General features: G+C 60.1%; 13 protein-coding genes and 1 pseudogene. 9 read left to right on the forward strand and 5 right to left on the reverse strand.

What is annotated here, in order from left to right; all coding sequences use genetic code 11:
• The first annotated feature begins 280 nt into the window (after window positions 1-280).
• A complete protein-coding gene (locus ACQB61_RS13005; protein ID WP_430512952.1) occupies window positions 281-1,537 on the forward strand; it encodes an autotransporter outer membrane beta-barrel domain-containing protein in 1,257 nt (418 codons plus the stop codon).
• A gap of 20 nt (window positions 1,538-1,557) precedes the next feature.
• A complete protein-coding gene (locus tag ACQB61_RS13010; RefSeq protein WP_430512953.1) occupies window positions 1,558-1,716 on the forward strand; it encodes a hypothetical protein in 159 nt (52 codons plus the stop codon).
• A 5-nt stretch (window positions 1,717-1,721) separates the two neighbouring features.
• Here ACQB61_RS13010 and mnmD read toward each other — a convergent pair whose 3' ends face one another.
• A complete protein-coding gene (gene mnmD / locus ACQB61_RS13015) occupies window positions 1,722-2,504 on the reverse strand; it encodes a tRNA (5-methylaminomethyl-2-thiouridine)(34)-methyltransferase MnmD (RefSeq protein ID WP_430512954.1) in 783 nt (260 codons plus the stop codon).
• A 111-nt stretch (window positions 2,505-2,615) separates the two neighbouring features.
• Between mnmD and ACQB61_RS13020 the strand changes: the two are divergent.
• The 4 genes and pseudogenes from ACQB61_RS13020 to ACQB61_RS13035 form a co-directional block, all read left to right on the forward strand.
• A pseudogene (locus tag ACQB61_RS13020) lies at window positions 2,616-2,912 on the forward strand (NAD(P)/FAD-dependent oxidoreductase); the annotation flags it as partial.
• A gap of 173 nt (window positions 2,913-3,085) precedes the next feature.
• Window positions 3,086-3,907, forward strand: coding sequence for an NAD(P)/FAD-dependent oxidoreductase (locus tag ACQB61_RS13025; RefSeq protein ID WP_430512955.1), 822 nt, complete (start codon window positions 3,086-3,088; stop codon window positions 3,905-3,907).
• A 99-nt stretch (window positions 3,908-4,006) separates the two neighbouring features.
• Complete coding sequence (locus tag ACQB61_RS13030) at window positions 4,007-4,492, forward strand: YbaK/EbsC family protein (RefSeq protein WP_430512956.1); 486 nt, start codon at window positions 4,007-4,009, stop codon at window positions 4,490-4,492.
• 81 nt (window positions 4,493-4,573) lie between these two features.
• On the forward strand, window positions 4,574-5,674 hold the full coding sequence (locus ACQB61_RS13035; protein ID WP_430512957.1) for an OmpA family protein: 1,101 nt from the start codon (window positions 4,574-4,576) through the stop codon (window positions 5,672-5,674).
• A 76-nt stretch (window positions 5,675-5,750) separates the two neighbouring features.
• Here the strand turns inward: ACQB61_RS13035 and ACQB61_RS13040 are convergent, their stop codons facing one another.
• The 3 genes from ACQB61_RS13040 to ACQB61_RS13050 all read right to left on the reverse strand — a co-directional run bounded on the left by ACQB61_RS13040 (window position 5,751) and on the right by ACQB61_RS13050 (window position 8,340).
• Window positions 5,751-7,058: a UDP-glucose dehydrogenase family protein gene (locus tag ACQB61_RS13040; RefSeq protein ID WP_430512958.1), complete on the reverse strand. Its 1,308-nt coding sequence runs from the start codon at window positions 7,056-7,058 to the stop codon at window positions 5,751-5,753.
• Window positions 7,059-7,076: 18 nt separating this feature from the next.
• On the reverse strand, window positions 7,077-7,952 hold the full coding sequence (gene cysQ / locus ACQB61_RS13045) for a 3'(2'),5'-bisphosphate nucleotidase CysQ (RefSeq protein ID WP_430512959.1): 876 nt from the start codon (window positions 7,950-7,952) through the stop codon (window positions 7,077-7,079).
• 112 nt (window positions 7,953-8,064) lie between these two features.
• A complete protein-coding gene (locus tag ACQB61_RS13050; RefSeq protein WP_430512960.1) occupies window positions 8,065-8,340 on the reverse strand; it encodes a hypothetical protein in 276 nt (91 codons plus the stop codon).
• 318 nt (window positions 8,341-8,658) lie between these two features.
• Between ACQB61_RS13050 and ACQB61_RS13055 the strand changes: the two genes are divergently transcribed.
• Window positions 8,659-9,240 (forward strand): transglutaminase-like cysteine peptidase, encoded by a 582-nt coding sequence (locus tag ACQB61_RS13055; RefSeq protein WP_430512961.1) that lies wholly within the window; start codon window positions 8,659-8,661, stop codon window positions 9,238-9,240.
• A gap of 164 nt (window positions 9,241-9,404) precedes the next feature.
• Here ACQB61_RS13055 and ACQB61_RS13060 read toward each other — a convergent pair whose 3' ends face one another.
• Window positions 9,405-9,794, reverse strand: coding sequence for a hypothetical protein (locus ACQB61_RS13060; RefSeq protein ID WP_430512962.1), 390 nt, complete (start codon window positions 9,792-9,794; stop codon window positions 9,405-9,407).
• Window positions 9,795-10,105: 311 nt separating this feature from the next.
• On the opposite strand from ACQB61_RS13060, the gene ACQB61_RS13065 reads away from it, so the two are divergent.
• Together ACQB61_RS13065 and ACQB61_RS13070 are read left to right on the forward strand one after the other, a co-directional pair.
• Complete coding sequence (locus ACQB61_RS13065) at window positions 10,106-10,837, forward strand: hypothetical protein (protein ID WP_430512963.1); 732 nt, start codon at window positions 10,106-10,108, stop codon at window positions 10,835-10,837.
• Between the two features lie 116 nt (window positions 10,838-10,953).
• Window positions 10,954-12,318, forward strand: a complete 1,365-nt coding sequence (locus ACQB61_RS13070) for an O-antigen ligase family protein (RefSeq protein ID WP_430512964.1) — start codon at window positions 10,954-10,956, stop codon at window positions 12,316-12,318.
• Window position 12,319 lies beyond the last annotated feature (1 nt).

Genomic DNA, 12,319 nt, shown 5'->3' on the forward strand with positions numbered 1-12,319 from the left:
CCTTCCGGCGGCATTTTTATTTTAAAGTCTTCTAGAGGGTTCTCTTTGTAGAATGCCAAAAATCAATAGAAAATAATCGAGCATTTATTTCATAATAACTTGCAATATTTTTCTCCAGGATCGCCATACAAACACCAAACAGACAGTCCATCTTTTGACAGGAGCGCAGCTTTGCCAGTTTTCGGCAAAGTAAGGACATTGTTTTGATTTAGGATTTCACGGAGTTAGTCCCGTGCCTTACCCGATCTTCAGTTCCCGGCGTATGAGGTACGGGCTTCTTGTGACCGCGATTCTGTTCATGGCAGCAGAGGTACCGGCGAATGCACAGGCGGTCTCGCAAGGATGCCTCGAGATCAACGCCGGGCATTTCAACGCCATGTCCGCCAATCTCAATCAGATAGACCGGACAGTATACGGCTTCGGCAGCGGCGATACCGTGACCATCGCCTTCACGCCGAACAGCAGCACTCCCTATCGCTATACCCTGTCTGAAACAGGCAAAGCCCCCAGATCTGCCGCCCCCTCCGGCGCGATGACGATCACCCGCACCATTGAGCGGGAAGTCAGTGCTTTGACGCTGCAATTCCGGACCGAGGGTCTCCACTTCGACACGGTGACGGTAACCGCTGCCTGCGTTCCATCGCGCGAGACCGCCCCCTTGAGCCCTGAAGCTGCCAGCATCCAGAGCTTCCGGCAGGCTCAGGGCCGTACGTCGCTCTCAGCCCTCGCGGCCTCGGCCAGCACCATAAGTGATGTGGTAGGCGGAAGCGTTACTTCCGGTTTTGGCAGTGGCCGCTTCTTTGCAGCAGCACCGGGCTACATCACGCTCAACCTTGGCGAAGGCATCGCCGCCAAAGAGAATGCGGCACGCAACCGGAAACTCTTCCGCAAGCTGCGAATGGATGAAAAGCTGGCGCTTGCCGCCACCCGCCAGCCTGTCCCGGTACAGCGCCCGTGGACAGCCTGGGCCACCGTGCGCGGCAGCTGGCTGAGTGGCGGCCCGGAGAGCACGGGCAGTCAGATCAATGCCCTGTCTGGCGTCGGGTACCGGGTGGCGCCGGACACAATCCTTGGCGTCATGGCCGGTTCCGAGCGCTTCGATTACGGCTACAGCTCCGCCAAGTCCGGCCTCATCGGTGAAGGCACCACACTTGGCAGCTATTCCGGCTGGCGGCTGACTCCAGCGCTGACGCTCACCACCATGGCCGCATGGTCGGGCCTCACGTACAAGGGCCGCTCTGATGGCATTGACGGCAGTTTCTCCGGCTCACGCTATCTTCTGGGCGCCGGCCTGAGAGGCCGTCAGACATTTGGCCCCGTTACCCTCTCGCCGGAAGCTCGCTTCTATGGCGCTTATGAGCGGCATGGCGGCTTCAAGGCCAGCAACGGCACCTCGATTGAGGCCATGGACGTGTTTCTTGGGCGCACGACCTTGGGCGCACGGGCCAGCATCACGCAGACGCTTACCCCCTATATCAAGGCCTCCCCTACGCGGGCGTCTATGCCAACCTGCGTTACTCTCAAGCTCATGACCTGAGCCAGCCGAACACCGAACCAATGGCGGCAGGAACCTGGTCTGCTCTTACCAGCGCCAGCCTCGGCATCAACTTTGCCGGCCGCCGGGGAGCCAGCCTCAATCTGGGCGGCCAGGTGTCTGATATCGGCGCAAGCAGTCAAAGCTGGAGCGCCACGGGGCGTCTCTCCATCGGCTTCTGAAGCGCTCAGCGCCGCAAGCCCCGCATCATCTGCCGCTTGCCCGCAAATCCCTTGACCCGCTCTACCTCAAAACCTGCCGCCTCAAGATTGCGCCGCACCCATCCGGCGGCACTATAGGTCGCAAAGGTTCCGCCTTCCGCCGTCAGCCCGTGAACACCTGCCATCAGCTCCGGACTCCAAAGCTCCGGGTTCTTCGCAGGGGAAAAGCCGTCGAGATACCACGCGTCGGCCGGCAACATGGACAGTAGTTTCTCAGGCCCCTGCCCCGATACCAACTCAGGCAGAAGGCAGCGCGCGTCTCCGATACCGAGCCACAAGTGCGCGCCGTCCATGACGGCCAGATGCCAGCCCGGCCTCAGGGCAGCTTCACCTGCGGCCACGTCAGCAAGGGCCGCCCGCAGCTCGGCTGCTTCTCCGGCCACATCCGGAAAGGCAGCATGCGCCCGCTCCAGTTGCCCGAGCGTCATGGGATAGGCCTCGAAGGACAGGAAGGTCAGCCGCGGTGGCATGTCCAGCGTTCGGATCAGCCTCAGCGTGGCCAGCAGGTTCAGCCCAGTGCCGAAGCCAAGTTCACCGATACTGAAGCTTCGGCGCCCTGCCATACGCTGCGGCAGGCCGTTTCCGGCATGAAACACATGGCCAGTCTCGGCCAGACCACCCGCACGGGAGAAATAGGTATCTCCGAAATGCCCGGCGCGGGGCACCCCGTCTTCCAGCCACTCCAGCTCCGGCGCTGTGCCTGCCTGCGGCACTACAGCACTCAATTCCTCTTGCCCTGCCTGTGTCATGCGCTACTGATCGGTTCGTTACAGTTTGCTTGGCTTGCATCACTTCCGGAGCTGATGTCAAAGCCAATCCATCCTTTCGCCCCACCATCGCACAAGCCAAGGACGCCCCGCATGACCCAGCAGCCCAGGCCCGCCATCCTTCAGGGGGCACCGGATGTTCTGGTCATTGGCGCAGGCGTCTTCGGCCTATCGACTGCACGGGCAGCGGCAGAGGAAGGCCTCTCGGTAACGCTGCTGGAGGCTGATCAAATCGGGTCAGGCGCCAGCGGGGGCGTTCTTGGCGCGTTGATGCCGCATATGCCCGCCCGCTGGAACGCCAAGAAAGCCTTTCAGTTTGAAGCCCTTGCCGGTCTTGAGGGACACATTGCCCAGCTTGAGGACGAGACGGGCCTTGAGACCGGCTACCGCCGCTGCGGCCGGGTTCTTCCCATCACCACGGCGGATCTTCTTGCGCATCACCACGCCCGGGCGGCTGAGGCGCGGACGCACTGGAATACGCCGGTGACTGGCTTTGCCTACGACATCGAGGAGGCGGGGACCACGCTGCCTGGCTGGCCCCCGAGGCGGCGCCCTATGGCGTTGTGCGTGAGACGCTGGCCGCGCGCATCAGCCCCCGCCGATATCTTCAGGCGCTGGCGAAGGCCTTTTCCACGCGCGGACGCCTTATCACCGGCACGCCCGTCGCCAGCGTCAGCGGCAGCGGCAGCGGCAGCGCTCCTTCCGTCACCCTCGCGGATGGCAAGGTGCTGAGCGCCGGCGCCATTGTTCTGGCGCAGGGCTTTTCCAGCTTTGCCATGCTGGAGGCGCTGACCGGCAAGCCGCTTGGCGAGGGCGAAAAGGGACAGGCTCTTCGCATTGCGGCCCCGGAGCTTGCCGGCATGCCTGCCGTCTATTGCGACGGCCTCTACGTTGTGCCCCACGGGGATGGAACCGTCGCTATCGGCAGCACTGCGATCGCCGGACGTACGGACACCGAAGCGGAGCCGGGCCCTGCCGCGGCTCTGCTCACCCGTGCCATCCGCTTTTGTCCGGCCCTTGAGGGCCGTGAACTTGTGGAGACCTGGGCCGGGGTGCGGCCAAAGCCGTTTGGCCGGGATCCGCTGGTTGGACGCATCCCCGGCTTCGATGGCATCTTTGCTGCCACCGGTGGCTTCAAGATCAGCTTTGGCATCGCTCATCTTGTTGGTGCGGCTCTTGCCGCCGAACTTGCTGGTAAGGAACCTGAGCACCCCTGCCCCCGACCTTCCATACCAGCGCCCATTTTGCCTGACCGCATGGTTGTTGGTGATGACAATCCTGCCTCCATCTGCCTCTGGGGCATAGCTTCCGGGACGGAGCAGCTCTCCACTGCCCGTCCGGGAAAGGCTTCCATCTCTGGGGACGCAGGGACGCTGCGGATGTGAGGCGAAGGGCTGGACAGTCAGACAGCCCATAAGTACTCTTCCGCCAGAGAACCGAACGGTTCGGTACGCAGACCATCACCAGAGTTGCAGGGGAAGACAATGAGCCTTGAAAGCGTACGCGCCTTCTTTGCCAGCAAGGCACCGGATATCGAGGTAATGGTGAAGGACGCCAGCACCGCCACCGTTTTGGAAGCCGCGGCAGCCCTTGGCGTCGAGCCGGCGCAGATCGCCAAAACCCTCTCCATCGCTGTAGGGGACGAAACGGTTCTTCTGGTAGCGCGCGGCGACGCCCGGCTCGACAACAAGAAGGCCAAGGCAGCGTTCGGCAGCAAGGTAAAGATGCTTGGGCTTGATGTGGTGGAAGAGATCACCGGCCATCCGGTCGGCGGCGTCTGCCCCTTCGGTCTCGCCCGTCCGTTGAAGGTTCACTGCGATATTTCCCTGAAGTCCTTCGACGTGGTCTACCCTGCGGCAGGGGCAGTCAACGCTGCCGTCTGCATCACGCCAGAACGCATGGCCGAACTGACCGATGCCGTTTGGGTCGATGTTTGCCGCGAACCCGAGGCCGTCACGCAAGACGCCTGAACGGCGTCCTGCGGGTTCATCTTGCCGCCGCATTTTCTGGCCTAAATGCCGCGGCGTAATTTTATTCGTGGAGCGGACAAGATGATTTCAACCTGTCATTCTCTCGCCCGGCTCGCCGCTGTTTCTCTTGCCGGCGTGTCTCTTATGGTTTTACCTGTCAGGGCCGAAAGCATAAATGTTACAATCATTTTGGCCGGAGAGGCGTTTGACGGCCCACCCGCCTACGAAATCAGGTACGGCGACCGCGAGATCGCCAAAGGCTCTGTCGAAAACGCAATTGATACAGCGAAAGAAGGCACCATTTACAAACTGGCCGACTGGCAGGACTATCAGAAAGTTGTCTCCATCCCGATCGACTCTGAAGATCTGGGAAAGAACCTCTCCCTTACGGTGAGTTTCACCAATGACAAATGGGGAGGTGCCGGCACAGGCATGGACCGGAATCTCTACGTATTGTCGGCGGAAGTCGGAAGCGTGAAGGTGGCCGCGCAGGACATCAAGGTACTCGACAAGGCTCAACCCAAGGATGACGCGGCAGGACCCCGCGGCGCACGGCTTGGCAATAACTCGAGTGTTGCCGTAATTGCTCCACCTGCAACCGGCTGGCTTCCGGCATCCGCACAGGCAGTGTCTGGTACACAGCCACAGCAAACCGAAGCAGGTGCGCCCGCACAAACGGCTTCAGCAGCCCCAACTTCCCCTGAGACTGAGACTGAGACAGCTCAGCCAGGAGCTACTCCTGCAACCAGCCCGCAGATTGAGGCCGCAGCGCCCGCAACTCCTGAAAAAGTGCCAAATGCCCCGAAGTCCAAGGCTTCAACAAACACCGCAACACCCAACCCGAAGGCCAAGTGCGCACCGAAGACGCTCAGCATCTCCGGCTTCCCGCTCAACCGCTCGGATCTTCCCGGCGATGCCGTGCCGCAACTCAAGACACTGGCGGAGCTGACTGCCAAGGAAGGCTGCAAGCTGGAGATCACTGGCTATAGCAGCATCGCAGGTCCTCGCAGGATGAACGAGGCTCTTGCCAGCGTGCGTGCGAACGCTGTGGCGGACTTCCTCAAGGAACAAGGCATCGGCGCGGACAGGATCAACGTTGTCACCGGCGGCGAGACCAGACGCTTTGGCCCCAAGGGCGCCCTCAACCGCCGCGTGACTGTGGAGGTCGTGGACGGAAACTGAAACCAGTCCCCGCTCTAAAACAAGAATGCCCCGGCTAATTACCGGGGCATTGCTGTTTCATAGGGCCCTTCGGATATCAGTAGCTGCGGCCGACGCTGACGTAGTTGAAGCCGCGCTGGGTCATGTCATCGAGGCGGTAGATGTTGCGCAGATCTATGACATTCGGCGCACGCATGATCGACTTCAGCCGGTTCAGGTCCAGCGCGCGGAACTGATCCCATTCGGTCACGATCACTACGGCATCGGCATTCTCAACGGCGTGATACGGACCGTCACAGAACATCACGTCCGTCATGGACTTCGACGCCTCGTGCATGCTCACCGGATCGAAGGCGCGGATCATTGCGCCAGCTTCCTGCAGGCGCTTGACGATCGGAATCGAAGGCGCCTCGCGCATGTCGTCAGTATTCGGCTTAAAAGCCAGGCCAAGCACGGCAATCGTCTTGCCGGCGATGTCACCGCCCAGATGACGGATCACCTTGTCGGCCATGGCCAGCTTGCGGTCATCATTGACCTTGATCACCGTATCGACGATCTGCACCGGCGAGCCAGCCTCATGGCCGATCTTGGACAAGGCCAGCGTGTCCTTCGGGAAGCAGGAGCCGCCATAACCGGGGCCTGCATGCAGGAACTTGGAACCAATGCGGTTGTCGAGGCCGATACCGCGCGACACTTCCTGAACGTTCGCGCCCACCTTCTCGCAAAGGTCAGCCATCTCGTTGATGAAGGTGATCTTCACGGCGAGGAAGGCGTTCGCAGCGTACTTGATCAGCTCGGACGTGCGGCGGCGCGTCACCAGGATCGGCGTCTCGTTGAGATAAAGCGGGCGGTAAAGCTCGCGCATCACCTGCACGGCGCGCTGGTCTTCGGTGCCCACGACGATACGGTCCGGACGCTTGAAGTCCTCGATGGCCGCGCCTTCGCGCAAGAACTCCGGATTGGACACAACGGCAAAGTCAGCCGCCGGATTGACGCGGCGGATGATGTCTTCCACCTCATCACCAGTGCCGACCGGCACCGTGGACTTGGTCACCACGACCGTGAAATCCTTGATGGCGGCAGCAATCTCTTCGGCCGCGCCATAGACATAGCTCAGGTCCGCATGCCCATCGCCCCGGCGTGACGGCGTGCCCACGGCGATGAACACAGCATCTGCTCCGGCGATGGCTTCCGCTGCATCGGTAGTGAAGGAAAGACGCTCTTCGCGAACGTTCTTGGCAACGAGCTCGGCCAGGCCAGGCTCATAGATCGGAATCTGCCCCTTGTTCAGGGCGTCAATCTTGCTCGCGTCCTTGTCGACGCAAATGACGGTGTGACCGAAATCCGCAAAGCAGGTGCCGGAAACAAGCCCGACGTATCCTGTACCAATCATTGTCACGCGCATGGCGGCAACCTCATTTAATCAAATATGACTTGCTTTCAGAACCACCGGAGCGAGCTCCGGATCGCCGATTGCGATGAATGCAGAATTCTCGAGCCCGCTGCCATCCCGGGAGGCGGGAGCGTGGTACGCGAGTTCACTGGCATATGCCCCGTCCGGGGCAAGCGATAAAACCCTTCCGCCGGCCGCACGTAGAACCGCGTGACCGGCAGCAATGTCCCATTGCATGGTCGGAGACAGGCGCGGATAGACATCCGCACGCCCCGCAGCGACCAGGCACAATTTCAATGAAGACCCTGCCGAAATGACATCAGACACAGGCAATTGCTCAATCAGCTGCTTCGTGCGTGTGCAGGCATGTGACCGGCTGGCCAGCACGGTCAGCCCGGCCTGAGGTGCAGCGCGAACGTGCATCGCGATCCCCTCTCCCGCATCCTCGGCTTCCGCGCTTACCTTCGCCATGCGTGCTTCCGCGCCGCCGGTCCAGTAGATCTCACCTGATGCAGGTGCATAGACGACACCAGCGACCGGCTCGCCCCCGTTGATCAGTGCAATGTTGACGGTGAACTCGCCGTTGCGGCTGATGAACTCGCGGGTACCATCAAGCGGATCTACGAGAAAATAACGGCTTGCTGCAGCCGGAACATATCCTGCCGAAACTGCCTCCTCGGCAATCACGGGCACATCCGGATAAGCCTGTGCAAGGCCCTTGAGAATAATAGCCTCGGCGGCCTGGTCGGCCTGTGTAACAGGTGACCCGTCCTTCTTTTCTGCCGTTTCGTGAGCCCCGGCATAAATAGCCATAATTGCTCGACCGGCCTCAAGCGCGAGACTGATCAGAGGCTTGCAATCAATGGCAGTTTCACCCGCCGCAGCCATTTGACCAAGCTCCGTCACCACAGATCCCCACGCTTAACACTGCTTTTCTCATACAGAGGAAAACGGCGAAGCGCGAGCAGAAATTGGCATCAAAAGTCGCGAGTGAAATCAGTAACTTCCCTGACAGATTTCAGGCTGCGAGACGTTCTGTAGACTGGCTTGCGGTGCTTGGGCGCACCTGCTGCCGAAGAACAACGCCAGTCTTGGGCCGCATCATCAGTGCGGCAAGTGTCGCTACGGCAAGCGCAACAGGCCAGAACAGCGCGGAAGCCACACAAAGCGCGGCGGAAATGCGGGAGGAGTTGCGGGTCTCAACGAGCTCGGCGAAGGAAAAGGTCAGAAAGAAGCCGGCAATGACGCAATAGATCCCACCACCGAGAAGGCTAAGAACAAGGGTTCCAGTCATCACATACTCCACACCGGCCGACTGCCGGTGTCTGTCTCCAAGGGCACTGCTGCCCGCAGAAATCCACGGCATTTGAGCAATTCGATTCATAGACTGGAAATCATTAACAAGGCTTGAACTTCCGCAACGGCTCCCTTGCCCTGCCATTTCTCATGACGCGCCGGAAAAAACGAACTTCGATAAAATTGTCCCTATCCGCTTAAAGTGGTTTCAGGAGGAAGCACTGTATCAACAGGGCACGATCAAGGGAAAGTCCTGCGCCGAAAAGTTTTCACGCAAGGCTGCAGACATTCTCAAATCAATACGGGGGTGCAGGCCATGTTGAATAGAGTATTTGCAGCCGCCGCAACGGCCATTATGCTGAGCACACTCGCCAGCCAACCAGCACATGCCGGCTGGTTCGGCGGCACAAGGGCTCTGGGAGAGCCAGAAGTCTCTCGCATCGAACCGAGGAACACGGCTCGTGCACCGCTCGCCTATCAGATCTTCTGCCTGCGCAACAGCACAGAGTGCCGCAAGACGAAGGGGGCAACCTCCGTCCCCTATACGGCCGCACTTGCAGCCAAGGTGCAACGGGTCAATCTGTCCGTGAACCGTTCCATGAAGTGGACACAGGACGAACGTGAAGTCTGGAAGATTGGCGGCACGGCTGGAGATTGCGAAGATTTCGCCCTGACGAAGCGCAGCCGCCTGATCCGCATGGGCATCCCGGCGGGCGCTCTGCGCATGGCCGTCGTCAAGACCCGCAATGGTGAAGGCCACGCTGTTCTTGTGGTTCGCACCAGCAAGGGCGACCTCGTCCTTGACAATACGAAGGATGAAGTCGTCACCCGCGAGCAGACCAACTACCGCTGGCTCGCCATTGCCTCGTCAGACCCCCGTACCTGGGAGCGGCTCTAAGCCGAGTCCGAGACGAAGACCCTGGTGACACTCCGCCTCACAACGGAGCTCAAGACTTTCGGGACGTGTGCATTAGAAAAGGCGCTCCAGTGATGGAGCGCCCCACAAAACTTAAGCGCCTGTTTCACAGCGATCCGGCGCTGCAATACAATAGAACACCCTGATCAGCCACCGCTGGCAGCAGTCTCGGTATCGATGGTGTTCTGGTTGCCGCCTGCACCAGCATTGCTGGAAACAGTCTCGGCAAGATTTGCCAACTGTTCGCGCTGGCCAGCATCAGAGCTGAACTCTGCGGCAGCCTCAATACCAGCCGCCACACTGGTGCCTGCATCGGGAATTTCCGCGAGCTGAGCAGCCAGCTCTGCGATCACGGCTGCACGCTGAGTAGCCGGAACGTTGGCAAGAACTGAGCGCACCAGAGCGGCACAATCGCCACCGGAAGCGCAGCCTGCAACGGCAGCCTCTACTGTCTGAGCCTGGGAAAATGCCGGGAAGGAAACGCCCGCGATCATCGCGGCAGCTACGCCAATCCGAGCCAGCTTGAAAACAGCCATATTGTTTCTCCTAAAACTATAAATTAATTCACGCAAACACGCGCATGCCGTAAAGTCCGGCATCATCAAGTTCCCGTATGCCATAACCTCTGATATTTGTCATCAGATTTTAAAGATCTCGTTAACCCAGCCAGCGTTCATGGTTACCACAGCCCACACGCAGCACAAGCCCTGCACCCCGGCACTTTCGGGGCGGATCTGACCATCCCGGCCTTCTGTTTCTATTCTGATTTCCAATGTGATACGCGATATCGTGATGTAGATGACAGACGCGGCCGTGCTAAACGCATCACCATGGTTTCAGGTTCACGGTGCGCTTGCGTAGCAGGCGAAAATGCAGAGTGATTTTAGCCTTGGCATCCCGTAGAGTTAATTTTTCAGTCATCGGCGCGTTTACTGGCACCCTCGCCGGTGTATGCATGGCTGCAGCAGGCCTCTATGCCGTACTTGGTGAGAGCAGTGCCTTCTTCACACGCTCCGGCAACATGGCAGAACGGCTGGAGCCGCTTTACAACGGCGCGGCTCATGTCAGTCATTCAACCTACGCGAACAAGCTGTTGATGCGCGATTGCGACGAGGCGCTCTCCTCGGTTTACGCCCGGCTGCTGCCTCAGGACCAGCGGCTGGCCGGGGCGCGCAACTGTCTGGCCCTGTCAGAGGCCGTGAACACGGCTTCCCCAGCAGATGGACTTGCCTGGCTCATTCGCGCCAAGGCCCAGGACGCGATCGGGGATATGTCCGCTGCCGCCGACGCGCTCAGACGCTCTCAGCAAGCCTCTGCCGGCGAGGGCTGGTTGGCAGTTTCACGCATCCGTTTCCTGCTTCCAAGGCTTGCCGGAATGGGTGAGGCAGCCCAGACCGTTTTGGCCCCGGACGTGACATTGCTGGCAATGTCACGGAACGGTTCTGCCCGGCTGGCCGAAATCTACAAGCTGAACCGGGACAACGAACAGGCATTGATTGGCATAATAGACAGGTTGCCAGATGACGCGAAGGCGCAGTTTCTTAAGCAGCTGCGCGCACTGTCCCGGCAGGATTCCTGACAGGCCTCAACAAGACAAAACAGTGTTTCAAGAGATCAGCAGATGTTGAGCAGCAGGAGCAGAACTTCCCGAGGTGGCCTGTCGGCAGGGGGAGCGGCACAACGCGCCTCAATGACATGGCGGGCCGCGTTCTTATTGCTGTTATGTTCGTCGCCCCGGTGCCACTGGGCAGCAACAGGCCCGTTTTCTGGGCGCTCTGGGCGCTGGTTCTGGGACTCGTGTTCTCCTTGTATTGCTTTGAGCTCGGCCGCTCTGGTGGCGGCAAGCTGCGGATGCCGCTGTCATCGGCATGGCCTGTGGCAATCCCGTTTGTTGGCGTTGCCGCATTCATGCTGTTCCAGATGATCCCGGCGGGCAGTTTCACCTTCATGGGGCAGACGGGCGCAACATTTGAAAGCGCCAGCGCCAGTCTGGTTCCCGGCGACACGTTTCTGGCGCTGCTGCGCTGGCTGTCCTACGGAGTCTTGTTCTTCCTTGCAGCTCAGGCAGGCGTTCGCAAAAACCGGGCGCGGCGGATCACCTTGTTCCTGACTGGCATCGTGACACTGCAGGCACTCTACGCGATCGTTGCCCTGCTCTATCTTGGTGACGGGGTGCTCTTCATCGAGAAGAGCCAGTACATGGGCGACGCGACCGGGACCTTCGTAAACCGCAACTCCTTTGCAACGTTCATCGGCTTCGGCGCCATTATTGCTGCCTTGCTTGCCCTGCCGCCATCAGCAGATGAACCCGGCGTTCCTCCACCGCAATTGCGAGGCGTAGGCCAGCGCAGTGGCCAGGCGAAACTCAAGTTCAGACTCTCTTCATCACAGGTGCTGGCTGCGACCGCATTCATCATCATGATCGCAGCACTTGCAGCCTCAAACTCCCGAATGGGGCTCTTCGCAACAGGATGCGGCCTTGTGACGGCCATTCTGCTGCGGCTCTCAAGCCTTCGCGGACGCCTGACCGGACTCGTGTTTCTGGTGTCCGGCGCACTTGCCATGATTGCCATCTATGGACAGGGCACGCTGGAGCGCAGCCTGGCTGTCGAGCGCGATGCGGATACCCGCATTGCCGTCTATGAAAATACCCTGGACATGATCAGGGACAGGCCGCTGCTCGGTTTCGGCGCCAGCAGCTTCGAGGCTGCCTATCCACTTTACAACGTCATGCCCAAGTCCACCGCCGTTGTTTATGACAGGGCCCATTCCACCTATCTTGCCCATTGGAGCGAACTGGGGGTCATTTTCGGCTCTCTGCCGATGATGATCATAGCCGTCATCATGGCCTCATTGCTGGGTGCCAGCCTGCGCCGCGGCAACAGGCAGATTGAAATCTGCGCAGCTGCAGGCGCCGTCGTCCTGGGCGCCGTTCACTCGCTCGTCGACTTCAGTCTTGAGATCGAAGCTGTCACTTTTCTCTTCGTGATCATTCTCGGACTGGGGTATGCGGGCGCCCGCGAGGTTTCTGCGCGATCCACCGCGAAAGGCGGGAGTTGAG

It is taken from the genome of Pannonibacter phragmitetus, assembly GCF_050510895.1.
Taxonomy (GTDB): domain Bacteria; phylum Pseudomonadota; class Alphaproteobacteria; order Rhizobiales; family Stappiaceae; genus Pannonibacter; species Pannonibacter phragmitetus_B.